We start from the raw sequence: 24,027 nt of genomic DNA, 5'->3' as shown, positions 1-24,027 counted from the left end.
TCAGTCACCCGAGGCGGGGACGCCGCCGGTCGCCTCGCGGACCTTCTCGAGCGCGTCACGGACGTCGGCTCCGGCCTCGGCGGCGCGCTCGAGGATGACGTCGGCCATGAAGTCCTCGGTGCCGACAGCCCCCGCGTACCAGATGCGGTGCCCGTCGACCTCTGCGGGGGTGTCCCAGCCCTTCCGATAGTCGTCGGTGAGGCCCATGTCCTCGGGGATGTCCTCCTGGGTGTGGTAGCCGTCGGCGACGAACAGGGGGACGACGACGACGTCCTCGCTCTCGAAGTAGTCGGTCACGTCGTCGACCTCCGGCTCCTCGTCCATGTACAGGGCCTTCACCTCGTCGAACCGACCCATGTTCCGGATGCGGTCGGCGTGGTACTCGATGGCCTTCGCGGAGTTCTCGTTGCGCTCGGTGCCGTGGCCGACGACCGAGAGGCCGAACCCATCACCGACGTCGTGATTCCCGGTGACCGACTCGGCGCGCTTGACGATGACGTCGGACATCGCGTCGTGGGTCCCGACGGGGCCGCAGTAGTGGATGGTCTTGTCGACGTCCTCGGCGTACAGCGTCGCCTGCGAGGCGCTCGTGCCGTCGGACTCCCACAGGTCGGGCTCCCAGTCGTCGAGCCGGAGCTCGCGGGGGATGACCTCCTCGGTGAAGTAGCCCTCGCTGATGAACAGGGGGACGACGAACACCTCGTCGGACTCCACGGTTCGGAGCGCGTCGCGGAAACTCGGTTCCTCCTTCCAGAACGCCTCGCGCACCTCGTCGAACGCGCCCGACTCGCGGATCGTGTCCGCGTGGGCGTAGGTCGGTGTGCTCGACTCCGGGTTGAGGTGCGACCCGTGTGCCACGATGACCAGCGCTTGCATACGCATCGCTCAGGCTGGCACGTCCTTAGGAACTTCGTCTGCGGCACCCCGAGTCGGCCGGCTCGCGTGACTCGCGCGGACGGAAACGCCTAATTGTCATCGGGCGGAACACTCGCGAAAATGTCGGCCCTCCCTCGCTCCCTCGTCGCGATTGGGCTCCTGCTCGTCGTCACTACGGGCTGTCTGGGTCTCGTCGACGACGGCGAACCGGCGACCCCGGCTGTCGACGGCGAGGCGGCCGTCGAAGCCTACGAGTCCATCGACGGCGTCCACGCCGTCGTCGAGACGACCATCACCCACGGGGACAACACCGAACACAGCGAGTCGGCGGTATGGCTCCGGCCCGCCAGCGGCGCGGTTCGAGAGGTAATCCGTGAACCGGACTCCCGGCGGGGCAACGTCGTCGTCGGCAACGGTTCGCAGCTCTGGGTGTACAACGAGAGCCGGGACGTCGTCCGGACGCAGTCCTACGAACGCGGCCAGGGGGACGCGATCAGGATGAACACGTTCCTCCGGCAGGTCTTCGACGCGGTCGCGGCGAGCGACAACAAGACTGTCCAGTCCCCGCCGACAGTCGGTATGGGCCCCGCGCCGTCGGTGCCCGTCGAAGACGAAGCAGGCGCGGCGGTCAGGAACGCGACGACGCGAGTCGAGAACTACACCGCGTCGTACGAGGGCACGGAGACCGTCGCCGGCCGCGAGACCCACGTCGTCGAACTGGCCCCGAGCGGCGACGTTCCGACGGTGGCCTCGGACCTGCGGATCCGGTACCACCTCGACACCGAGCACTACTTCCCGGTGAAGGTGACCCAGTCGATGACGGTCAACGGGAAGGAGTTCCGCATCGTCTCGGAGTACACGAACGTGGAGTTCGGCCCGGGCATCCCCGACTCGCGGTTCCGCTTCGACCCACCCGAAGATGCGAGCGTGGTCGACCTAGACGAGAGCCAGGAGACGTTCGAGACGCGCGCCGCGGCGTCGGCGAACGTCTCGGTGACGCTTCCGGAGCCGGACGTGCCCGACTGGTACGAGCTGTCCCGGATCGGCGTGCTCCGCGGTGAGATCACGACCGTGACGGTGTTCTACCGGAACGACGCCGGCGACGTTCTCTACGTGAGTAGGCACTCGGAACCGCGCTCGACCGGCTCGGCGGAGGGTGACACCGTCGGCGTCGGCGGCACCGAGGGCCGTTACGTCGCGACGGACTCGCTGGGCTCGGTCGTCTGGTCGTGCGGGGACGGCCCGCAGTACGCCGTCGTCTCGGTGGAGGGGTCGCTGTCACGGTCCGAAATCGTCGCCATCGCCCGCTCGGTCGGCTGCGAGTAACGGCTGCTGTCGCCTACTGCGCCGGCTCGAACGCCGGCGCGAAGTCGACCTCCGTCGCTGGCACGAGCAGCAGTATCTCCTCCCGCGGCGTCTCGACGAGCTGGCGGTCGGTGTCGGTCTCCCAGAGGTGGGCCGTCCAGCGTCCGGACTCGACGTTCTCGACGACCTCGCTCGCGGTGTAGTACTCGCCGTTCGAGCCGACGTACGTCGACATCAGTTCCCCTCCGTGTGGCCGGTTCCGCGGTCGCTTGCGTCGGGCGCTTCGGGCCGCTCCTCGCCGGTGTCGTGGAGTATCGAAGGCACAGGGGATGAATCGGCAGGGAGCCGCTAAAGCGTTCCTACGATTGTGAAAAAGTAACACAATTAGCCTACCGAGCGGCCCACTTGGCGTTCTCGACGGCCGGTCAGGGTGCGACGGTCGTCCCGCCACTGTCCGGAATATCGGGACTCAGTCGTCTCGCAGCTCGTCGGGGGACTCGTCTCCTCGCTCCCAGACGTTCGTGACGGACTCCCCGTTCGGTGGTGTGTGGCTGACCTCTTTCATGGTGCGGTTGTCGTTCGTCATCGTGGTAGCTCGTAGCACGAGACTCGCATAAAAGGCTTTCTGGCAACCCATTATAAGAATTAGTAGCATATTAACACCTAATATCGAGGGGCGCCGCAGGCGACAGCACAGTCCGAAGTGTCAAGGCCTATGACGACCGGAGCCCAACGGCGTCGCATGGAGTACGAAACGATTCAGGGGACCTCCGTCCCGAAAATCGGCCTCGGCACCTGGCAGACCGACGGCCAGGAGACCTACGGCGCAGTCCGTACCGCGCTGGCCGCGGGATACCGTCACATCGACACCGCCCAGGCGTACGACAACGAGCGCTACGTCGGCAACGCCATCCACGACGCCGACGTGGACCGCGAAGACATCTTCCTCACCACGAAAGTCCGTCCGGACCGGTTCCGCCCCGGTCGTCTCAAGCGCTCCGTCGCCAACAGCATCCGCCGCCTCGACACCTCCTACGTCGACCTGCTGCTGCTGCACTGGCCGAACCCGCTCGCCGACCTCCGGGAGACGATGGAGGCCATGGCCGACCTCGTCGAGCGCGGCGACGTGCGCCACGTCGGCGTCTCGAACTTCTCGAAGAAGCGGCTGATGAAGGCCCAGCGCGTCTCCCCGGAACCCATCTTCACCAACCAGGTGAAGTTCCACCCGTTCAAGCCCCAGCGCGAGCTCCTGCGCTACTGCCAGGACTCGAACGTGCTGCTCACCGCCTACTCACCGCTCGGCACCGGCGGGGTCCTCGACGACGACCTCCTCCGGTCCATCGGCACGCGCTACGACAAGACCCCCGCGCAGGTCGCGCTCCGCTGGGCGACCCAGCACCAGAACCTCGTCGCCATCCCCAAATCAACCAGCACGGACCACATCGAGCAGAACATCGATATCTTCGACTTCAAGCTCGACCGGGACGAGCTGGACCGCATCGCCCGCCCCGACCCCGTCAAGAACGGCCTGGCGTTCGCGAAGGGAACGATCGGTCTCTGAACCGTCCACGAGCCACTGTTCCGGCACCGGTAGCTTTCCAGCCCGCCGACACGCTCCCGATAGCGATGCCGTACTTCGACCCGGGGCGGGGAACGGCACCGCGGACCGCCTTCGCCTCATTCGTCCCGGACCGGCCGGCGGTGACCGCGGGGGCACTGTTCGGGTGTGCATCGTCAGAGAATGGAACCGTGCACGGTAGACGGCCCCGACGGGCTGGACGGAACACTCATTCACCCCGCTACCCAACCGACGGTCGAACACGCGATGGTCGACCCGGAGGACCCGACCCGACCCGGCGAACGTCTGCCAGGCGTCTCGCCGGCGCAGGACGCGCAGGACCGCATCGTCCTGCACGTCGACATGGACTGCTTCTACGCGGCCTGTGAACGGCTTCGCGAGCCCGAGCTCCGTGACGAGCCGGTCGTCGTCGGGATGGGCTACGAGCCGGGCGACGACGGCGGCGCGGTGGCGACGGCGAGCTACGAGGCCCGCGAGTACGGCGTCGAGAGCGCGCAGGCCATCACGACCGCGCTGGAGCGCCTCCCGCGCCGGGCCGACGCGGACGACTCCGCGGGAACGGGGCTGTACCGGCCCGTCGACCTGGACTACTACGACGCCGTGGCGAGCGACGTGAAGGATATCCTCCACGACTGCGCGGACACGGTCCGCGAGGTGAGCATCGACGAGGCGTACCTGGACGTGACCGACCGGACGGACTGGAGCGTCGCCGAGGGGTTCGCGAGGCACGTCAAACAGCGCATCGAGCGCGAGGTCGGCGTCGTCGCCAGCGTCGGCGTCGCACCGAACATGAGCGCGGCGAAGGTCGCGAGCGACCACGACAAGCCGGACGGGCTCGTCGTGGTGCCGCCGGCGGAGCTGCGGGGGTTCCTCGAACCCCTCCCAGTCGAGGAGATCCACGGCGTCGGCCCGGTGACTGCACGCGAGTTGCGGGACGAGTTCGACGTGGAGACCGCTGGCGACCTCGCTGCCGCAGACCGCCGGGCGCTGGCGGAGCGCTTCGGCGACCGTGGCCCGGAACTCCGCGACCGGGCGCGGGGGAACGACGACCGGGCGGTGACTCCGCGCGGGCTCCCCAAGAGCTTCTCGCGCGAGTCGGCGTTCGGGGAGGCCGTCACGGACCCCGAGCCGAAGCGCGAGCAGGTGCGGACGCTCGCCGAGGCCGTGGCGGACCGCGCCGAGCGCGAGGGTGCGCTCTACCGGACCATCGGCATCAAGGCCGTCGAGCCGCCGTTCGACGTGAACACTCGCGAACGGTCGTTGCCGGGGCCGGTCGCCGACGGACAGCTGGTCGTCGAGACCGCCCTGGAGCTCCTCGCGGAGTTCGAGGCCGTGGCCGTGCGGAAAGTCGGCGTCCGGGTCTCGAACCTCTCCTTCACCGAGCGCAACCAGGCGAGCCTCGACTCCTGGGACTCCGGAGGCGGCCGTGAGACCGCAACTGGGGGGTCACAGGACCGCTCGCGACGCAGTGAGGCGGATGGCTCCGGCGGCCAGTCCACGCTGACCGATTTCCAGTAGCCGCCACGGCCAATGGAACTTATATGTCCCGGCACCCGAGATGGGATAGACGCACTCTCATCAGCATGCCTGACGACGATATGGACTTCTACGAACTTCTGGAGATAGACGAGGACGCCTCCCAGGCCGAGGTGAAGGAGGCGTTCCGGTCCAAGGTCCGGGAGTATCATCCGGACCTCAACGACGACCCCGACGCCCCCGCCCAGTTCAACGCCCTCAAGAAAGCCTACGAGACCCTCAACGACTCCTCGGAGCGGAACGCCTACGACCGACTCGGCCACAGGGACTACGTCGCAAAGCGCATCGGTGGCTTCCCCTCCGGCGATATCTGGGGGAACGGCTCCAGCGACAGCGGTGACTCCGGCAGCTCGACGAGTCCGTCGAGCGGCGCTACGACCAGCTCGCGGTCCACGAGCCGCTCGACGGACTCCTCGCGCACCGGCCGAAAGCGATCCAGCAGCAGTTCGGCCAGCAACCGGTCCAGCAGTAGCACCTCGGGGAGCAGCGGGTCGAGCGCCAGCTCCAGCAGCTCGGGGAGCTCCGCCAGCCAGTCCACGGCCTCGAACACGTCACAGCGGACGAGCCGGACCGGCAGCAGTTCGACCGGGGGCAGCTCGTCGTCCCGGAGCACCGGCGGGTCGGCACGGAGTACGTCGACCAACGGCGGGCACTCGACCACCGGCACGCGAACCTCGACCGCAACGGGGACCAGCACGGGCGGCTGGACGGACAACGCGCTGTTCAACTGGTGGAACAGCCTGAGCCTCGGCTGGCCGCTCATGCTCTCGGCGGTGCTCCTCTACATCGCTGGACTCGTCCAGTACGGGTTGGCTCACGAGAGCGCCCTGTCCACGCTCGCGGACCGACTGCGCGACGCCGGCACCGACACCGCGGCCCTGCAGGCCGCCCTCGTCGACTCGCGACACGGACTCACCCAGCCAGCCACGTTCATCGTCGAGGAGGGTGCGCTGGTGACAGAGCCACCGCTCCCGACACAGCAGTGGTACGGTGCGCTCGCCGGCCTCGTCGGCGTCACCGTGCTCGGGTTCGTCCTCAACCGGGCGTTCCGCGCCCAGCGGCCGTACAAGTGGGTGACGGTCAACGAGACCGTCGGAATCTCACTGGCCGTCGCTATCGCGGCAGGCGCGTACGGCGGTCTGCTGCTGGCCGGCGCCCTCGTCCTGCCGCTGGTCTACCTGGTCATCATCCGGCACACCCGGATGGCACAGCAGTTCAAGCCGACGTACCTCTACGTCGTCGGCGTCTCCGCGCCGCTGGTCGGGCTCGCGCTCGACGCCGCGGAGACTGCGCCAATGCTCGCGGTGGACCTGGTCGCGGTACTCCTGCCGCTGCTTTCGGTCGTGATACTGCTGTTGAGCGCGTTCGTGCGGCCGAAGGTCGCGGCCCGCTTCTGACGCCTGGCCACTGTCAGTGGCCGTCTCAGCCGACCAGCGTCGCGACGCCTTTCGTCTGGCGGTAGTCCGAGTCGAGGATGGCCCGCAGCCGTTCCCGGAGCGCTTCCGCCTCCTCGTCGTCCCACGTCTCGGGGTCGGCGACCGGCACAACGAGGAACCCGCGTCCCCGGACCTCGGTCGCGTGTATCGCCCGGTCGTCGATGGTGTCCGGGAACCGGCGCCTGAGCGTGGTGTACTCCCGCAGCACCCGGTCGATGGCAGTCGCGCCCACGGGGAGGATGATGTGGGCGTTGATGGCGCGGAACTCCGCGTCGAAGAACCGCTCCATGAACTCGTAGTCCGCGTCGGTCGGCTCGCGCCCCTCGGGCAACCGCGGCATGAACAGGTAGCTCGCAAAGAGGTTCGTCGGCTCCGGCGCGTCGCTGTACGGTTCGGCGAGGAACCCCACGTCGTACAGCACACCCTGCAGTCGGCGCGCACCCTCAGTCTCCGTGAACGGGACACCCGTCGTCTCTCCGCCGTGCTGGGTGGGCGACGCACCGACGACGTGGAAGTCGGCGTTCGCGTCGCCGTACCCGGGGACACCGTCCGGCCCGTCGTCGACAGGCGGGTACTCCCGCGGCGGGTGCATGTCGAACGGGTTCGACACCCGGTCCGTTACGTTCTCCACGCCAACCGGTAGTCGAGGGGATGGTATCAAGTTCTCGGCTCGGACAGGGTCGGCCGTCCAGCCGTGGCGGCTCGACCGCCGTGGCCGCTCACTCCACGGTGACCTGTCCCGTCATCCCCGCGCCCCGGTACGGTTCGCAGTAGTAACGGTACGTCCCGGCTACCTCGAAGTGAACTCGTGGACGGAGCCAGCGGACTCCGTCGACGGGACTCCACCCCACTCGGCACCGTCGGGCTGATTCTCTGGCGTGACGGTGTGGCCGCCGGAGCCCCACTCGAACGTGACCACCGTCCCTGCCGGGACCGCGATGTTTGCCGGTGAGAACGAGAGCGACCCGCCGTCGTCACCGCTACCCCCCGCCGAGACAGCCAGCGAGACCGGCCGCGAGCGGGACGGTCCCCAGCAGTGCGCGTCGCGAGTATCGGGCCATACGGTACGCGACGCGGCCCGCGACAAGATGTAGCATGGTATCCCGAACGACGATGGTTTGATTGTCCCGGTCGCCGTCGTCGCGCGTATGAGCGACGACATCCCCGCGATGACGCGATTCCCCGTTCCCGAGGTCGACGAACTCCCCGATGACCTGCGCGAGCGCATCGACGCGGAGGAGGAACGCTCCGGCTTCGTCCCGAACGTGTTCCTCGCGTACGGCTACAAGCCATCGCACTTCCGGGCCTTCTTCGACTACTACGACGCGCTCGTCGAGGACACCGCGCTCGAGCGCGAGGAGGTCGAGATGATCGTCGTCGCGGTCAGCGGCGCGAACGACTGCTACTACTGCAACGTCGCCCACGGCGCGCTCGTCCGCATCTACGCGGACGACCCGCACCTCGCGGACCAGCTCGTCTCAAACCACCGCATCGCGGACCTCAACGACGCCCACCGCGCCATGCTCGACCTCGCCGTGAAGCTCACCGAACGGCCGGCCGAGGTGGACGAGACCGACTTCGAGCGGCTCCGCGACCACGGGTTCTCCCGGGAGGCCATCTGGGACATCGGGAGCGTCGCCGCGTTCTTCAACCTCTCGAACAGGATGGCACATCTCGCCGACATGCGGCCGAACGCGGAGTTCCACACGATGGGCAGGTAGTCCACCCACACTTCCGCGCCCGTTGCCGGACGGACAACCGAACCCAAGAGACATCTCAGACATGGTTTCCGGACCGAGTGCCGTCCTGTCTCACGTTCGGTTAAATTTACTAAGGTAAAAATCTCAAACTATGTCGAAAAGTGTATGGTGGATAATAGACCACAGTCTGACATGCGCCAGCTGGACGACACCGACCTACAGATCCTCCGCCTGCTCCTCGAGGACGCGAGCAGGACGTACAGCGACATCGCGGAGATCGTCGACGTGTCCCCGCCGACGGTCTCCGACAGAATCGACAGCCTGCGCGAGATGGGCGTCATCCGCCGGTTCACCATCGACATTGATAGTTCGAAGCTGAACGACGGCGTCTCCGTGCTCGTCGAGGCCGAACTCTCGCCGACCGTCGACGCCGACGTCGCCGACCGCTTCGCCGCGCTCGAAGACGTGGAACACGCGTTCCTCACCGCCGACTCGCGAGTGTTCCTCAACGCGAACGTCCCCAAGGGAGACGTTCGCGAACTCCTCGCGGGCGGAGTCGACCTCGATCTCGTCGAGCGTTTCGACGTGAGCCTGCTCGTCCAGTCGGAGTGGCGACCGAAGATCAAAGACAGCGACAGCGCCGACGCCGAACTCGAACAGAGCGTCCGGCAGTGACCGGCCGGTCCACAGGGCCGACGTACCGCCAGCGACGGGGGGTCGACCAAAACTGTTCTATGCCCGGGTGACGACACACCGCTATGGCGACGCGAATCCGCGTTCGTGGAATGACGTACGAGACCCACGCTGAAGTCGTCGAAAAGGCGATTCGGATGGCCGATGGTGTGGACGGCGTCGAGATGGACGTCGACGAGTCCACCGCGACGGTCGAGGGCGACACCGCCGTCGACGAACTCGTCGAGAAGATAGAGATGGCGGGATACGACGCGGAACCACTCTGAGGCGAGTCCTCGTTCCGGGCTCACCGCTCGTGTCGAGCGACTGCGCGGGGCGGCCACGCCCCGTTTCCTGATCGAACGTGTGCTGTCCTTGTCGGAGTTTTCCGAAAGTCGAAGACGTTCGGCTCCAGAGACGCTCGCGTCTCGGGGCGCCCTCGCTATCGCTCACTTGCAACCCTGCTCCGCAGGTCGCTCCACTCCCCGCTCCACCACGAGGCCTCCCTCGCTATCGCTCACTTGCAACCCTGCTCCGCGGGTCTCTCCGCTCCCCGCTCCGCCACGAGGCCTCCCTCGCAATCGCTCACTCGGCCTCGCCGTCCTCCGACCACCGCAACCCATCCGCTCTATAGCCGCCGGCGTCGCCCCGTTCGATCTCGTTCTCGACGGCTCGTGTCGTCTCCTCGTCGAGACGCACCAGATGACAGAGCGGGTGGCCCGGCTGTGCGAGCGGGTTCTCCAGGATGCCGACGATGAGACCGGTGAAGGGAGCCGTGACGACGCGCTCCTCGGTTCGGAAGTGGTCCGAGACGGTACAGATGGTGTCGCCCTCGTGAACGAGGGGGTACGGTCCCCACTCCATGTCCACGAGACCACCCGAGTCCGCCCGTAGCCACGTCTTCTCCTTCGCGGAGTCGATCACCTTCCGCCAGCCCGGCCAGGTGACGGGCTGGTCCGAGCGAACGCCGTACTCCGCGAGGACGCTCTCGACGCCCTCCAGCGCCCGGTCGATGAGCGGCCGCTGGAAGCGGTGGGCCTTCCCCATCTCGACGGTGATCGTGGGCGTCCCCTCGGCGGTGGCGACGGAGCGGAGCATCCCCGGCTCTGATTCCCCCGAGAGGACGACGTTCGCACCGAAAGCGTGGGCCAGCCGCGAGACGGCTTCGTTGCCCATGTCGGCGCGGACGTGGTACATCGTCGTCCGGTTGCGCGTCGAGGTGTGGAAGTCGACGCCGAGGTCGCACTGCGAGACGAACGTCCGATAGATGGCACTGGCCATCCGTTCCGCCGTGTTGGAGTGGCTCTTGCCGGGGAACGACCGGTTCAGGTCCTGGTCGTAGATAGGAATGTAGCGTTGCTGGGCGAGGAACCCGGGGACGTTGAGCACGTGGAGACAGACGAGCGTGCCGTGGATATCCGCGGGCTCGTACCGGTCGGCGATCTCCTGAACCACCTTCACGCCGTTGAGTTCGTCACCGTGGATGGCCGCCGAGAAGAACACTCGCGGCCCGTCCCGGGTACCGTTGACGATGGTGACAGGTATCTCGACAGGGTCGCCGAGGTACGTCTCCCCGACCTCGTGCTTGAAGTGCCGTTTCTCCCCGGGCGAGACCTCGGCATCGAACCGGAACGGTCGCGGACCACCGTCTGGCATACCGACCAGTTCACTGGCCACTGGCAAGAAAATACAGGGTCGGAACACCCGCGCAGTGAGCCGAATTACCAGCCTTTTTCGTCCTGAGGTGGTAACTCCAAACTGCTATGGAACCTAGTCGAGTCTCTCGACGGAGACTACTTGGTGTCGGTGCATCGACCCTCGCTGTCTCCCTTGCGGGCTGTATGGGCGGTGGCGACGACGACGGGGGCGACGAAGTCCCCGAGAACACGGTGCTGGTCGGTCCGGACAACAACTTCGTCTTCGAGCCGGACAGCCTCACCGTCTCCCCCGGCACGGAGGTCACCTGGGAGTGGGAGAGCGACACCCACAACGTCGTCGTCGAGAACCAGCCGGAGGACGCGGACTGGCCCGGCACCGAGGGCGGTGAGAATCAGTTCTACGACACCGGCTACTCCTACAGCTACACCTTCGAGACCCCCGGTACGTACGAGTACTACTGCTCACCGCACCGTGCGCAGGGGATGACCGGCGAGATCATCGTCGAGGAGTAGTCAGAGGTCGATTCGGTTCAGCCAGACCAGCACGCCGTAGAACAGGATGCCGACGGCGAACACGGTCGCCGGGATGAGGAACGCGCCGAACGTGTCGTAGAGGACGCCGACGAAACTCGACATGTCCATCCCGACGCCCCGGACCCACTTCTACGCTGTCCCTTCCAGGTTCGCCAGTCCGGTCAGTCGTCGTCGGGTTCGGCGGTCGCGAGGCCGTCCGCGTCCGCGATGACACGCCGGTCCGACTCGGCGAGCGAGAGCGTCACGTCGCGCTTCGGGAACGGCATCTCGATGTCCGCCTCCAGCAGTCGCTTGTAGATGGTCCGGTTGAGCCTGTGACGTGTCTTCTGCTCGCGGCTCGGGCTCGACACCCAGCAGAGCAGCTCGTACTCCAGCCCCGAGTCGCCGAACTCGCGGAAGCGCATCCGGGGCTTCGGGGAGTCCTTCACGAGCGACTCTTCCTCGGACACCGCGACGACCAGCTCCTCGAACTCGTCGAGGTCGGTGCCGTAGCCCACACTGAGCGGGATGCGGATGCGTTTCCGTCGCTGCGGCGCGGACTCGTTGATGATGCGCGCCGAGTTCAGGACGGAGTTGGGCACCGTCACCATCACCTCGTCGCGGGTGAGCAGCGTGGTCGACCGGATGCCGACGCGGACGACGGTGCCGGCGTCGCCGGTGTCAAGCACCACGTAGTCGCCGATCTTGTACGTGTCGTCGAAGTAGAGCGCGAGGCCGCCGAAGAAGTTCGCCACGGTGTCCTTCGCAGCGAAGCCGACGGCGATGCCGGCGACCCCGGCCGCGCCGAGCAGCGGGGTGATCTCGATGTTCCAGATGGTGAGCAGCAGGAACGCCGACCCGACGAGGACGACCAGCGTCCAGACGTTCGAGAAGACGGGCGCGAAGTCGTAGTGCCCGCCCTCGTCTTTCACCTCCTCGACGGCGCGGTTGACGATGTTGTTCAGCGCCCGGGCCCAGACGAGGACGATGATGGAAGCGGCCGGCTGGCCGAAGAAGTCCTTGAGCTGCTGTGGCTCGAAGGTGCCGGTATCGACCGCACCTGGCCCCGTCAGCAACCAGACCCCGCCCAGAACCGCCGAGACGACGATCGGCACGCGGAGCTCCCTCACGACGATGTTGTCAACGGTGCTCTCGGTCCCGCTGACGAACCGCATGGCTGCCTTGAGCACCACGAACTCCAACACGATGGCACACACCAGCGAGAGGCCGAGGACGAGCGCGGTCCGCTGGAGCGGCGGGTACCCCGCGAGGAGGTCCGTAATCTGGTCGAGCATACACCCCGTACGACGGAACCGTGCATTTAGGTTGCGCTCGCCCGACGGAGCAACGAAACGTTGGAGAGGCCGGACGCCGAACCAGTCGACAGATGTACCGGACCGGACACTACGGCGTCTCGCTGCTGCTCTATGCACCCGTCGGGTTCGCGCTGTTGGTCGCGGGCTACCCCGCCGTCTGTCTGCTGGGTGGCGCGGCGATGCTCGCGCTCGCGCCGCTGCCGGACTACGACCTGCGCGTCCCGTTCGTCGAACACCGGGGGCCGACCCACACACTGGCGTTCGCCCTCCTCGTCGGCACCGTCCTCGGTGGCGCGAGCTACGTCTCGGCTCCGACACTCGGCCTCGACCCGCGGGTCGCCGGGGCGACAGGCGTGTTCGTCGGCACCTACGGCATCGTCGCCCACCTCGTCGGAGACGTGCTGACGCCCGCCGGCATCGCACCGTTCTGGCCGGTCTCTTCCCGGAACTACTCGCTCTCGGTGACTCGCGCCGACAGCACGGTCGCGAACACCGCCTTGCTCGCCCTCGGTGTCTTCCTCACCGTCGTCGCGGCAGTCGTGGGCGGTCGAGTCGGGTGAGGCGAACTGGCGTGTGGTTTCCCACCGTTTATTCTGCCCGGTTTTTTGCCCGCTGCCGTGGGAAATGTACCCATGGGCCCCATCGACTACGGCTCGTTCGAGGCGGGCCGACACGTGAACTACTTCGACCTCGACCACACGTTCCGCCGGGAGGTCGCCCGAGTGCTCGACGACGACGAGCACGACTGGGCCGAGCCACGCCTCCACGAGTTCGGCGAGGTCGTCGGCCAGACGGTCGCCGACAACGCCGACACGGTCGACGACCACGGCCCCGAACTCCACACCTACGACGCCCACGGGAACGTCCAGAACGAGGTCGAGTACCACCCGAAGCAGTACGAGAACGAGCGCATCGCCTACGGCGCGGGCATCGTCGCGGACGCCTTCGAGGCACCGCCGGGCCGCGAGGGGCCGATGCCGCTGACACACCACCTCGCGATGGAGTACCTGCTCTCGTACGCCGACCCCGGCTTTACCTGTCCCGTCTCGATGACCGGCGGGGTCGCACTCGTGCTCGACAAGTACGGCGAGGGCGACGTCCTCGACTCGTACTACGAGCGGCTCGTCGCTCGCGACGGCGACTGCGTCGAGGGAGCGATGTTCCTCACCGAGGAGCAGGGCGGTAGCGACGTCGGCGCGAACGAGACCATCGCGGAGCACGTCGAGGGCCGCGAGTACGAGCTCACCGGCGAGAAGTGGTTCTGCTCGAACATCGATGCCGAAGGGACGCTCGCACTCGCCCGGACACCCGACGCGCCCGACGGCACGAAGGGGCTCTCGCTGTTCCTCGTCCCACACACGAAAGGCGACGCCTGGGAGACCGACGAGCTGAACGACCAGCTCTACCGTCGGCTGAAGGACAAGCTTGGAACCATCTCGGTCCCGACGGGCGAGGTCGAACTACAGGGCGCGACGGGCTACCTCGTCGGCGAGGAGGAGCGCGGGTTCAAGTACATGACCGACATGTTGAACCTCGAACGCCTCTCGAACGCGACCGCGTCGGTCGCCATCATGGGTCGCTGTCTGCTGGAGGCGAAGGTCCACGCCGCAAACCGGGAGGCGTTCGGCTCGCCAATCCAGGAGTACCCGCTGATGAAACGGGACCTCGTCGACATGGCCGTCGACCACGAGGCCGCGACGGCGTACACGTTCGACGCCGGCCGTGTGCTCGCAGAGCGTGAGGCCGGCGACGACGAAGCCTACCGGTTGATGCGCGCACTCGTCCCGGTCGCGAAATACCGCACCGCCCGGATGTCCGTCGACACCGCCTCGTACGCGATGGAGATACTCGGCGGGAACGGCTACGTGAACGACTTCGTCACCCACCGGATGCTCCGGGACGCACAGGTGCTCCCCATCTGGGAGGGCACGTCGAACATCCTCTCGCTCGACCTGCTCCGCGCGCTGGAGTCCGAGGACGCCCACGAGCCGCTGCTCGCAGAGATCCGCGCGAACCTCGACGCCGTCGAACATCCCGCGCTCGCGGAGACGAAGTCAGTAGTCGAGTCGGCCAACGGGGACCTCGGTGCCGCGATGGCCGCGCTCGCGACCGAGGACGGCGAGTACGCCCAGCTCCAGGCGAAGGAGCTCGCGGACCTCGTGTTCGACGTCTACACCGCCGCGCTGCTCTGCCGGGAGGGCCAGGCCGAAATCGACGAATCGGACGACGCCCGGACCGCACTCGTCGCCGAGCGGTTCGTGGACCGGCACCTCCGCGAGTCGGGGGGCGACCGCGGCATCGGCGACGGCGACCGCTTCGCACTGGCGCACTTCGACAGCGTCGTCCGGTACGAATCGGTCGACCCCGCGAGCCTGGTCGACGTCGCGCCGGCTGACGACTGATCTGACGTCTCGGTCGTCTTCGAGTACCAGATTGGCAACAAGTCTTTTGCCTGCACTTCCCCCTTCGTCTCGTATACATGAGAGGACGTAGACAACTGCTACGGACGGCGGGCGTGCTCGTGGGGTCGGCGGCCCTCGGGGCACCGGTGACCGGGAGTCACGACCGAACCGGCGACCCTGCGTCGACATCGTCCTCCCCCGGCCACAGCGACACCTACCGGGGCGAGACACTCTGGACGTTCGAGGGCAACGGCTCGTTCCGGTCGTCTCCGACCGTCGTCGAGGGCACCGTCTACGTGGGGTCGACGAACCGGTTGCTGTACGCCGTCGACGCCGAGACGGGCGAGGAGCGGTGGCGCTTCGAGGTCGGCCCGGAACCAGCCCAGACGAACAAGGCCGAGGGAATCTGGTCCTCGCCGCAGGTGAAAGACGGTCGGCTGTTCGTCGGCGCGAACGACTACAACCTCTACGCGCTGGACGCCGAGACGGGTGCCGAACTCTGGCGCTACGAGACGGACAAACACGTCCAGTCGTCCCCGACGGTCGTCGAGGGGACCGTCTATGTCAGCGGCCGCGACCTCGGCATGTACGCACTGGACGCCGAGACCGGCGAGGAGGTCTGGGCCGACGAGATTGGCATTTCGGGCGCGTCCCCAGCCGTCGTCGACGGGAGCGTGTACAGCGGGTCCTACACCACCGGCGGGGCAGAGAGTGGGAAGGTCGCCTCGTTCGACGCCGCGACCGGCGAGGAGGAGTGGCGGGTCGACGGCATCGACACCTGCTCCTCGCCGATCGTGGTGGACGGGACCGTCGTCATCGGTGCCCTCGACGAGTACGTCTACGGGCTCGACGCTGAGACCGGGGAGCAGGTCTGGCGGACCGAACTCCCGGGAGCCCAGGACTTCGCGATGCCAACGGCGAAGGACGGGACGGTGTACATCACGGGTTGGAGTCGCGAGACGGGGCTGCGTGCACTCGACGCTGGGACGGGAGAAGAGGAGTGGCACGCCCCGACGTACTCCGCCGGTCACCAGTCCCCGACCGTGGTCGGCGACACCGTCTTCATCGTCAACCAGAACGCGGAGCTGGTCTCGGTTGCCCGCAGTGACGGGTCGGTGAACTGGCGTGAGCGACTTCACGAGGCTCCCATCGAGAACGCGACGCAGGGTTCGGCCATCGTCGTCGACGGAATCCTCTTCACCGGCGGTGAGGACGACCGCGTTCGCGCTGTCGAGACGGGCGTGGACGGCTCCAGCGACGGGAAGCGCGTGACGGACGGCGTGCTCAACCACCATCACACGTGGGCCGGGACCGGTCCGCAGACGCTCGACATCGAGCCCCAGGAGGCCACCGCCACGGCGACGCCGACGGAGACGACCAGCCGACCGACGGACGGGTACGGCGACTGGTTCGCGAACGTCGGGAACTACGACGGCACCGTCGACCTGCGCGGGCGGAGTGAGGTGACTATCGCGGTCGGTGCGGGCGAGGACGGGATGCTCTTCTCGCCGGCCGCCGCACTGGTCGACCCCGGCACGACCGTCGTCTGGGAGTGGACCGGCCGTGGCGGCGACCATAACGTGGTCTCGACGGACGGGACGGTCAGCAGCCGAATCACCAGCGAGTCCGGTCACACAGTCTCTGCGTCGCTCTCGGACCCCGGTGTACTGCGGTACTTCTGCCGTCCACACCGGCCGTCGGGGATGAAGGGGGCAGTCGCCGTCGAGACTGTCGACGACGAACTCCTCGCTCCCGCCACGGCCACCCGGGCAGGAACAACCACCGGCGACGACAACGACGGGATGGACGACGGACCAGCCACGGACGGAGAATCGGGCAGCAGCGGGAGTCCCGGGCCGGGCGTCGTTGGAACGATCGCCGCGCTCGGGGGCGCGAGCTACCTGCTCCGGAGACGGCTGCTGGAGGACGACTGAGACGACCTGAACCGGCGGTAACACCTTATCGGGAACTTCTCACGTCGTCGAGAAATTCACGAAATCGCACGAAATACACGTTTTCGGGCCGCTCACCCCACGACAACGGGTTGTCACGGGACAGACAACACGGAACCCTTATACGTATACCCGGCATTTCTTTATTCGCAATGGCAAACGGCAAGGTTGACTTCTTCAACGACACAGGCGGCTACGGTTTCATCGAGACTGAGGATGCGGACGAGGACGTTTTCTTCCACATGGAGGACGTTGGCGGACCGGACCTCGAGGAGGGACAGGAGATCGAATTCGACATCGAAGACGCGCCGAAGGGCCCCCGGGCCAAGAACGTCGTCCGCTCGTAATTTCGTAAACTCTCGCAGTTGAGTCTGCGACACTTCTTTCGACGCTACACTCGACAGTCGCGACGCTCGCGGTGACTCCACCGTCCGTCGCCGAGTGGCGACCACGTTGGCACGCCGGTTTAGTCGGTTCGACACCTACGACGAGTATGGACCCAGACGCGGTCAGGGAGGCCTACGACGCCGTCGGAGAGGCGTACGGCGAGTTCCGGCGGACCGACGGCCCGGAGACCGACCTCTTCGACGACCTGCTCGACGGGCTCTCGGTCCGGGGGCCGATACTCGACGCCGGCTGTGGGGACGCTCGGCGGACGGCCGCGCACATCGTCGACACCCGGCGCGTCGTCGGGCTCGACATCTCGGCGGCACAGCTCCAGCTTGCGGGCGAGCGCGTTCCCGCCGTCGAGCGCGTGCAGGGTGACATGACGGCACTCCCGCTCGCCGACGATAGCGTGGCGGGCGTCGTGGCCTACTACGCAGTTTTCCACGTCGACCGGACCCGCCACGGCGAGGTGTACCAGGAGTTCGCCCGGGCGACGAAATCCGGCGGTCGCCTCCTGACGAACGTCTCTCAGCGGCCGATGGACGGGACGCGTTCGAACTGGCTCCGCGACGGCGTCGACATGTACTGGAGCGCGCCGGGCCGTGCCAGGACGCTCTCGCTGCTCGACGACGCCGGGTTCGACGTCGCCTGGGAGCGCACCGTCACCGACGGCCTCGGCGAGTCCGTGACGTTCGTCATGTGCGAGCGTCGGTGAGCAGTGTTCGGTCTCGCCAGTGGTGTCGAACCGTGTTTCTTATAACGTACTGATGACAAATACCGGCCTGTGACGCGAATCCGCCTCCACCACATGGTCCCTCTAGCGGTCGCAGTCCTGCTGTTAGCCGCCAGCCTGGGCGTGGTCGCTGGCGTCTCGACCACGAGTCAGTCCGCCGAGACGAACGCCACGATTCTCGCACACTACCCGACCGACGACGGGTACGAGAACGAGACGCTCCTGACAGCCGAGGACCTCGAAACCGTCGGCGAACCCGAATACGGCACTGCTAGCCCGTACGAGATACCGGTGACCCTGACCCAGACGGGAGCCGAGTCGTTCACCACGACGCTCGTCGAGAACGGTTTCACGACCACCGGAGTCACGAACTGCGAGTGGGAGGGGTCGCCCGACGACCCGGGGTATTGTCTGCTGACCGTCGTCGACGGGAACGTGACCGCCTGGCACGCACTCGGTCCGGCGCTGGCTGACTCCATCGAGAGCGGCGAGTTCGAGGAGGACCCGCGGTTCGTGTTCAGCGCACAAAACGAGACCCGGGCCGAGCGCATCGCAGCGACGCTCGCGGACGAAGCAGACACGGTTGATGGCTCTGAGCACGACGATGGAACCGACACGGTGACCGCGGGTGACGCCCCGACGGACACCACGGCTAACCGGTCGGACGGGGGGTCCACCCCCGGCTTCACCGTGGGTGCAGCCCTCCTGGCACTCGTCGCGGCGATGGCCGTCCGCCTAGGACGGGCCTGATCACTGCACCCCGACGACCGTCCCGCAACCGCCACAGACGTACACGTCGGTGCCTTCGCCCTCGACGGCGTAGCTGTCGGGGTCCAGTTTCGGTACGTCGGCCACCGTCTCCACGTCGCCGTGGTCGAGCTCGCCGCAGTTCTCGCAGGTCAGTGGGTCCGACTCGATTCGCATACCGTGACCGACGGCGACGACGGAGAAGTACCCACCCCGGACGTGCGGCCCGTTCGCACACGAGTTCGTGTGTCCTGGGTGGGAAACGTCCTTGAGGCCGCCGCACGGTCGAACGAACGTGACCACAGACGACGAAGCGCCGGACGGACTCGCGGGGCGCGAGCTGGTCCGACGCGGCTACGACGAACTCGCCGACACCTACGCTGCCGAGCGCGAGGGGAACGAGAACGACGCACTGCTCGACCGACTTCGGAGCGACGCCCCGCCGGGGCGAGTCCTCGACGCCGGCTGCGGCGACGGTGCGAGCGCCCTGGAACCCCTGGTTGACGAACGCCCGGTGGCGGGGCTCGACTTCTCGCGGTCGCAGGCGACCCTGGCTAACGAGGTCGCGCCCGGGCGGGTCGTCCAGGGTGATATGACCGCACTGCCGTTCGCTGACGGCGCGTTCGCGGCCGTCGGAGCGTTCTACTCCGTCATCCACGTGCCCGCAGAAGAGACACCCGCCGTGTACGAGGAGTTCGCCAGGGTGCTGTGTCCGGGAGGTATCGCGATGGTCACCACCGGCACGGAAGACTGGGCCGGCCGGAACGACGACTGGCTGGCGGGTGGCGCGCCGATGGAGTGGGACATCTTCGGTCTCGACCGCAGCACCGCGCACCTCGAGGACGCCGGCTTCACCGTGTACGAGACCGTCGGCGTCGTCGACGGCCTCGGCGACGACGAGAAGACGAGCCGCCTCGTCGCCGCGGACTCCGACGACGCGGAGAAGCTGTTCATCTTCGCCCGGCTGGAGCCGTGAGGTGTTCGCGGGGCCTCACCGCGGCGTCTCCGCGCCCCACTTGTCGAGCGCGGCTGCCAGCTCCGGGTTGCCGGCGTCGGCGTGGTCCCGCAGCGAGAGTCCCTGCATCGACGCCTCGACGGACTGTCGGAGCGCACGGGCACCGGCCTCCGTACCGTCGGGGTGCCCGTGGATGCCGCCGCCCGCCTGGATGGCGATGTCGGTCCCGAGCGCGTCGATGAGAGCGTCGATGACACCCGGATGGAGCCCGCCGGAGGCGACCGGCAGCACGTCGTTCGTGTCGTAGAGGTCGGACTTCAGCCAGGCGTTGATGCCGGGCGTGTCCTCGTTCTCCAGCTTGCCGAGACCGGCCGTGCCGGTGTGGATGTGGTCGACGCCGCAGAGGCGGGCGACCTGTGCGAGGGTGCGCATCGAGACGCCGTGGTGGTCCATCCGGTCGAAGGCGGCGTGCATCGCGCGGTGGGCGTGGATAGCGAGGTCGTGCTTCTCGGCGACGTCCCGCACCGTCTGAACGGCCGACCAGCCCGCCGTCACCACGTCGACCATGATGAAGCCGCCGCCCTGGTCGGCGACGAACTCGGCGCGGCGGACCATCTCGTCCGTCTCGGCGGTGATGTTGACGAGGTAGTCCTTCTTCTCGCCGGTCTCCTCGGTGAGTTCGCGGGCGACCGAGAGCGAGCGCTCGACGCGGTCCTCGAACGGGTTGAAGTACTGGTCGGTGAGGTTCTCGTCGTCCTTCAGGAGGTCGACCCCGCCGCGCCAGGCCTGCTCGGCGATGTCGACGTGGGCGTCGGTGGAGAGGCCGACCTTCGGCTTCGGAACCGTCGCGAGGACCGGTCGGTCGCCCGCGTCCAGCTTCTCGCGAGCCACGGCCGTGCCGAACTGTGGGCCGGGGAAGCCGTCGACGAGCGTCTCCGGCCACTTGCAGTCCTCCAGCCGGATGCTGTCGACGGCCTTCATGCCCATGATGTTGCCCGCGATGCAGGAGAGGATCTGGGCCATCGAGCCGTCCTCGAACAGGTCGGCGGGGTAGGCGACGGTGACGTTGCCGCCGGCCCCGGCGTTCTCGCGGATGTCGCAGGCCACCGCGGAGAGGTCGGTGAGTTCGGCTTCGTCGACGTGGAGTGCGGCCCACGTTCCGTTCGAGGACTCGGAGGCGACCCGCGAGGCGGCGGCCTCCATCGACATGTCGCTGGCGGGTGCGATGGTGAACTCGCAGACAAGGTCGGTGTCGGTCGGTTCGTAGTCGAGGTCCAGGAAGTCGTCGTACTCGATTCCAGTCATGGGAATCCGTACTGTTTCCCTGCCAGCTATTTGGAACTTGCTGTGTGTGGGTTAGTGTCACACGGCTGCGGGCGGTCATCCCCTCGCCCGTGCCGTCAGAGCAGCTCGGGGACGGCCGCCAGCGACTCGACGACGTGGTCCGGCTCCACGTCGCTGCTGGCGAGCGCTGCGCGGTCCGTGACCCCGGAGAGCACGAGGACGGTCGTCATCCCGGCGTTGGCACCGAACGCGATGTCTGTGTCGAGTCGGTCGCCTACGACCAGGCACCGCTCGGCAGGCACGCCGAGCCGGTCGAGCGCCGTCGCCCGGGTGGCGGGGTGCGGTTTCCCGAGCACGGCCTCGGGGTCGCAGCCGGCCACGTCCGCGACGGCGTTGACGATGGCACCCGACCCAGGCACGTCGCGCTCGGCTGCGGGCACGACCCGGTCCGGGTCGGTGCCGACGAGCGGCACGTCACCGTCTGAGAGCGCCCAGAAGGCGTCCCGCAGGTCGTCGTAGTGGAACTCACGGTCGACCGAAGCAACGACGACGTCAGCCGCGTCCGGGTCCGCGGTCAAGCGGAGGTCCCGCTCGCGCAACTGCTCCCGGAGGCCGTCCTCGCCGACGACGAACAGGTCCGCGTCGGGGTGGCATTCGACGAGATAGCCCGCAGTCACTTCGCCGGCGGTCAGCACCTGTGCGGCGGTCGTGTCGACGCCCGCACGGACGAGTCGCTCGGCGTACGCGCCGGCGGTACGCGTCGGGTTGTTCGTGACGAACAGCGGGTCGAGACCGGCGTCCCGGAGCGACCGGACCGCGCCTGGGGCGTCCGGGAGGGCTCGGTCGCCGCGGAGCACCGTACCGTCGACGTCGAGGACGACGCCGTCGAAGCTGGTCATCAGCCGAAACTGGGGGCCGGAGGCTATTGAGTGGTCGCCAGGTCGACGGCCTCGCCGGTGTCGGCGCTCTCGTACAGTGCGTCGATGGCCGCCATGTTGGCGACAGCTTCGTCGGCGTCGGTCCGGGGTCGTCGACCGGATTCGACGCAGTCGACGAAGTGGCGCACCTGCTCCGCGTACTGGTCCACCGGGTCGAACGTCTCGGTGACCTGCCGGCCGTCGACCTGGTAGGTGATGGACTGTGGCTCGCCGGCGTCGCTGGGGTTGAACGCGCCGTCGACCTCGAGCCAGCCGTTCTCGGCCTCGACGCGGTAGCGCTGCTCGGCGCAGGTGTCGAAGCTACAGGAGAGCTGAGCGGTCGCGCCCCCGTACTCGAACGTGCCAGCGAGATGTGTGTCGACACCGCAGTCCCGGGTGTCGAGCGTTCGAGCGCGTACCCTGTCGGGTTCGCCGAGCAGCGTCCGGAGCACGCTGACGGCGTAGCAGCCGACGTCCATCAGCGAGCCGCCGGCGAGGTCGGCGTCGAGCCGGATGTCGTCCGGTCGACCGCGCAACGGGAACTGGAAGGTCGCGAACGCGCCGCGGACGTTCTCGAGCTCGTCGGCGACGACCTCCGCCGCGCGCTCGGTCTTCGGGTGATAGCGGTACATGAACGCCTCCATCAGCGTGATGCCGGCGTCGTCGCAGTAGTCACCGAGGGCCCGTGCCTCGTCGGCGTCGACCGCCAGTGGCTTCTCGCAGAGCACGTCGAGCCCCGCGTCGGCCGCCGCCCGAGTCCACTCGTCGTGGTGGGCGTTCGGGAGCGGGATGTACACGGCGTCGAGCGCCTCGTCGCCGAGCAGTTCCCGGTAGGAGCCGTACGACCGTTCGATGTCGAGGTCAGCCGCAACTGTATCCGCCCGCTCCGCAGAGCGGGAGGCGATGGCAGTCACCTCGTGACCCGCGGTCCTGATCCCCGGAATCACTGCCTTCCGTCCGATGTTCGCCGTCGAAAGTACGCCGAAACGCATACGTCGGGCTTCAGTTCCCGTCGGTTTAACACCTACTGACCCGGAGGAGTTTGGAGGATCAGGCCCCCAATTTAACTTTTCAAATTGGTCTTGGCATATAGCAAAAATTTAATTGTGTGGAGTCCGAGGTTTCCACATCTCCAGATGACCGACAGGACGATGGGCTCAGGGTCGTCTCGCATGGGTGGTGACGAGGCCGACCTCGACATCGACGATCTCTTCGCGTCCTCAGGCGACGATGGCGGCGAGGACGAACCGACTGACGAGAAAGCGACCCCCGAGGGCACGGGCGGTCGCGACGAGATCGAGGACACGACCGCCGACGAGCTGTTCCAGCAGCTCAGCGCGGAGGTGGCCGAGGAGGAAGACGACACGGTGGACGAAGCGGACCCGTTCGAGGAGCTCAGCGACGAATCCCCGGAGGAGATCATCGCGAGCGCCGACGAGGAGGTCGAGCACGTCGACGAGGTCGACGACGCCATCGCCGCCGACGACGAGCTGTTCGACACGCTCCTGCTCCCCGAGCGCGAGGAGGAGGACGGCTTCCTCTGGGTCCAGACCGAAGCAGACGAGGAGGCGTCCGAAGACGACACTGCAGCCGCCGACGATACCGCGCCACCGGACTCCGAGACGTCGACGAGCAGTCCCGAGACGGCGACGGCAGCCGAGCAGGGTTCGAGTGAATCCGACCTGGACGAGGACGGGTTCTCCTTCGAATCGGACGACGAAGCATCGTCGTCGCAGTCGCCCTCGTGGGGCGACACGGGGCAGGCGACGACGGACGAGGCCGACGAACCGGGTACCACCGACCCCGCGACGGAGGCCTCTCCCGAGGAGCCGGAGGAGGACGACGCTCCCGAAATCGACAGCGACTCGACGCTCTCGGCGACGTTCGACGAGGCAGACGTGTCGGACGAGGACGACGAGACGACGGCACCAGAACCGACCACGTCGGCGGAGTCCGACACCGAGACGGACGTCGAAGACGACGACGACGAAGACGACGGTGACGGCGGGGGCGGTATTGCGAGCAGAATCCGGTCGATTCTGTCCAGTTGAGGCGGCCG

Annotated in this window: 27 protein-coding genes; 16 read left to right on the top strand and 11 right to left on the bottom strand. The window is 67.5% G+C overall.

The genetic code is table 11. The features are described 5' to 3' along the window. The gene (locus NO978_RS12840) at positions 1-876 is read right to left on the bottom strand and encodes a CbiX/SirB N-terminal domain-containing protein (protein ID WP_257299990.1); all 876 of its coding nucleotides are present in this window, start codon (positions 874-876) and stop codon (positions 1-3) included. A gap of 120 nt (positions 877-996) precedes the next feature. On the opposite strand from NO978_RS12840, the gene NO978_RS12835 reads away from it, so the two are divergent. Further along, on the top strand, positions 997-2,202 hold the full coding sequence (locus tag NO978_RS12835; RefSeq protein WP_257299989.1) for a hypothetical protein: 1,206 nt from the start codon (positions 997-999) through the stop codon (positions 2,200-2,202). Between the two features lie 13 nt (positions 2,203-2,215). Here NO978_RS12835 and NO978_RS12830 read toward each other — a convergent pair whose 3' ends face one another. Then, positions 2,216-2,416 (bottom strand): hypothetical protein, encoded by a 201-nt coding sequence (locus tag NO978_RS12830; protein WP_257299988.1) that lies wholly within the window; start codon positions 2,414-2,416, stop codon positions 2,216-2,218. Between the two features lie 507 nt (positions 2,417-2,923). On the opposite strand from NO978_RS12830, the gene NO978_RS12825 reads away from it, so the two are divergent. The 3 genes from NO978_RS12825 to NO978_RS12815 all read left to right on the top strand — a co-directional run bounded on the left by NO978_RS12825 (position 2,924) and on the right by NO978_RS12815 (position 6,693). Beyond that, a complete protein-coding gene (locus NO978_RS12825) occupies positions 2,924-3,742 on the top strand; it encodes an aldo/keto reductase (protein ID WP_257299987.1) in 819 nt (272 codons plus the stop codon). Between the two features lie 264 nt (positions 3,743-4,006). After that, positions 4,007-5,278 carry a DNA polymerase IV gene (dinB, locus tag NO978_RS12820; RefSeq protein WP_257300122.1) on the top strand — a complete coding sequence of 424 codons (1,272 nt, stop codon included), beginning with the start codon at positions 4,007-4,009 and terminating at the stop codon, positions 5,276-5,278. Between the two features lie 65 nt (positions 5,279-5,343). Beyond that, a complete protein-coding gene (locus tag NO978_RS12815) occupies positions 5,344-6,693 on the top strand; it encodes a DnaJ domain-containing protein (protein ID WP_257299986.1) in 1,350 nt (449 codons plus the stop codon). A 25-nt stretch (positions 6,694-6,718) separates the two neighbouring features. Here NO978_RS12815 and NO978_RS12810 read toward each other — a convergent pair whose 3' ends face one another. After that, positions 6,719-7,363 (bottom strand): uracil-DNA glycosylase family protein, encoded by a 645-nt coding sequence (locus NO978_RS12810; protein WP_257299985.1) that lies wholly within the window; start codon positions 7,361-7,363, stop codon positions 6,719-6,721. 88 nt (positions 7,364-7,451) lie between these two features. After that, positions 7,452-7,583 carry a plastocyanin/azurin family copper-binding protein gene (locus NO978_RS19985; protein ID WP_369684142.1) on the bottom strand — a complete coding sequence of 44 codons (132 nt, stop codon included), beginning with the start codon at positions 7,581-7,583 and terminating at the stop codon, positions 7,452-7,454. Positions 7,584-7,880: 297 nt separating this feature from the next. On the opposite strand from NO978_RS19985, the gene NO978_RS12805 reads away from it, so the two are divergent. The 3 genes from NO978_RS12805 (at position 7,881) to NO978_RS12795 (ending at position 9,391) form a co-directional block, all read left to right on the top strand. Next, entirely contained in the window at positions 7,881-8,453 is a 573-nt protein-coding gene (locus tag NO978_RS12805; RefSeq protein ID WP_257299984.1) for a peroxidase-related enzyme, read from the top strand. A gap of 171 nt (positions 8,454-8,624) precedes the next feature. Next, the gene (locus NO978_RS12800; RefSeq protein WP_257299983.1) at positions 8,625-9,107 is read left to right on the top strand and encodes an Lrp/AsnC family transcriptional regulator; all 483 of its coding nucleotides are present in this window, start codon (positions 8,625-8,627) and stop codon (positions 9,105-9,107) included. An 83-nt stretch (positions 9,108-9,190) separates the two neighbouring features. Next, the gene (locus tag NO978_RS12795; RefSeq protein WP_257299982.1) at positions 9,191-9,391 is read left to right on the top strand and encodes a heavy-metal-associated domain-containing protein; all 201 of its coding nucleotides are present in this window, start codon (positions 9,191-9,193) and stop codon (positions 9,389-9,391) included. 298 nt (positions 9,392-9,689) lie between these two features. On the opposite strand, the gene NO978_RS12790 is transcribed toward NO978_RS12795, so the two are convergent. After that, on the bottom strand, positions 9,690-10,760 hold the full coding sequence (locus NO978_RS12790; RefSeq protein ID WP_257299981.1) for a succinylglutamate desuccinylase/aspartoacylase family protein: 1,071 nt from the start codon (positions 10,758-10,760) through the stop codon (positions 9,690-9,692). A gap of 107 nt (positions 10,761-10,867) precedes the next feature. On the opposite strand from NO978_RS12790, the gene NO978_RS12785 reads away from it, so the two are divergent. Beyond that, entirely contained in the window at positions 10,868-11,275 is a 408-nt protein-coding gene (locus NO978_RS12785; RefSeq protein WP_257299980.1) for a plastocyanin/azurin family copper-binding protein, read from the top strand. On the opposite strand, the gene NO978_RS12780 is transcribed toward NO978_RS12785, so the two are convergent. Together NO978_RS12780 and NO978_RS12775 are read right to left on the bottom strand one after the other, a co-directional pair. Next, on the bottom strand, positions 11,276-11,398 hold the full coding sequence (locus NO978_RS12780) for a hypothetical protein (protein WP_257299979.1): 123 nt from the start codon (positions 11,396-11,398) through the stop codon (positions 11,276-11,278). A gap of 59 nt (positions 11,399-11,457) precedes the next feature. After that, the gene (locus NO978_RS12775) at positions 11,458-12,570 is read right to left on the bottom strand and encodes a mechanosensitive ion channel family protein (protein WP_257299978.1); all 1,113 of its coding nucleotides are present in this window, start codon (positions 12,568-12,570) and stop codon (positions 11,458-11,460) included. 92 nt (positions 12,571-12,662) lie between these two features. Between NO978_RS12775 and NO978_RS12770 the strand changes: the two genes are divergently transcribed. The 6 genes from NO978_RS12770 to NO978_RS12745 all read left to right on the top strand — a co-directional run bounded on the left by NO978_RS12770 (position 12,663) and on the right by NO978_RS12745 (position 18,815). Next, positions 12,663-13,151 (top strand): metal-dependent hydrolase, encoded by a 489-nt coding sequence (locus NO978_RS12770; protein ID WP_257299977.1) that lies wholly within the window; start codon positions 12,663-12,665, stop codon positions 13,149-13,151. Positions 13,152-13,223: 72 nt separating this feature from the next. Beyond that, positions 13,224-14,993 carry an acyl-CoA dehydrogenase family protein gene (locus tag NO978_RS12765; RefSeq protein WP_257299976.1) on the top strand — a complete coding sequence of 590 codons (1,770 nt, stop codon included), beginning with the start codon at positions 13,224-13,226 and terminating at the stop codon, positions 14,991-14,993. 77 nt (positions 14,994-15,070) lie between these two features. Further along, positions 15,071-16,927, top strand: coding sequence for a halocyanin domain-containing protein (locus NO978_RS12760; RefSeq protein WP_257299975.1), 1,857 nt, complete (start codon positions 15,071-15,073; stop codon positions 16,925-16,927). Positions 16,928-17,097: 170 nt separating this feature from the next. Beyond that, positions 17,098-17,292, top strand: coding sequence for a cold-shock protein (locus NO978_RS12755; RefSeq protein WP_089731634.1), 195 nt, complete (start codon positions 17,098-17,100; stop codon positions 17,290-17,292). A gap of 146 nt (positions 17,293-17,438) precedes the next feature. Then, positions 17,439-18,047, top strand: a complete 609-nt coding sequence (locus tag NO978_RS12750; protein WP_257299974.1) for a class I SAM-dependent methyltransferase — start codon at positions 17,439-17,441, stop codon at positions 18,045-18,047. A 69-nt stretch (positions 18,048-18,116) separates the two neighbouring features. Then, positions 18,117-18,815, top strand: coding sequence for a hypothetical protein (locus NO978_RS12745; RefSeq protein WP_257299973.1), 699 nt, complete (start codon positions 18,117-18,119; stop codon positions 18,813-18,815). Here NO978_RS12745 and NO978_RS12740 read toward each other — a convergent pair whose 3' ends face one another. Then, positions 18,816-18,989 carry a hypothetical protein gene (locus NO978_RS12740; protein ID WP_257299972.1) on the bottom strand — a complete coding sequence of 58 codons (174 nt, stop codon included), beginning with the start codon at positions 18,987-18,989 and terminating at the stop codon, positions 18,816-18,818. Between the two features lie 118 nt (positions 18,990-19,107). Here NO978_RS12740 and NO978_RS12735 point away from each other — a divergent pair, with 118 nt between their 5' ends. After that, positions 19,108-19,788, top strand: coding sequence for a class I SAM-dependent methyltransferase (locus NO978_RS12735; protein ID WP_257299971.1), 681 nt, complete (start codon positions 19,108-19,110; stop codon positions 19,786-19,788). A 15-nt stretch (positions 19,789-19,803) separates the two neighbouring features. Here the strand turns inward: NO978_RS12735 and rbcL are convergent, their stop codons facing one another. From rbcL to NO978_RS12720, 3 genes are all read right to left on the bottom strand, one after another. Beyond that, the gene (gene rbcL / locus NO978_RS12730; protein ID WP_257299970.1) at positions 19,804-21,072 is read right to left on the bottom strand and encodes a type III ribulose-bisphosphate carboxylase; all 1,269 of its coding nucleotides are present in this window, start codon (positions 21,070-21,072) and stop codon (positions 19,804-19,806) included. 95 nt (positions 21,073-21,167) lie between these two features. After that, entirely contained in the window at positions 21,168-21,950 is a 783-nt protein-coding gene (locus tag NO978_RS12725) for an HAD-IIA family hydrolase (RefSeq protein WP_257299969.1), read from the bottom strand. 23 nt (positions 21,951-21,973) lie between these two features. Next, entirely contained in the window at positions 21,974-22,960 is a 987-nt protein-coding gene (locus tag NO978_RS12720; protein ID WP_257299968.1) for a Gfo/Idh/MocA family protein, read from the bottom strand. A gap of 180 nt (positions 22,961-23,140) precedes the next feature. Between NO978_RS12720 and NO978_RS12715 the strand changes: the two genes are divergently transcribed. Then, entirely contained in the window at positions 23,141-24,019 is an 879-nt protein-coding gene (locus NO978_RS12715) for a hypothetical protein (RefSeq protein WP_257299967.1), read from the top strand. Positions 24,020-24,027: the final 8 nt, after the last annotated feature.

Source organism: Haloarchaeobius sp. FL176 (assembly GCF_024609245.1).
Taxonomy (GTDB): Archaea; Halobacteriota; Halobacteria; order Halobacteriales; family Natrialbaceae; genus Haloarchaeobius.
Note: the sequence above shows the minus strand (reverse complement) of the source record. Positions and strands in the feature narration are given on the sequence as shown.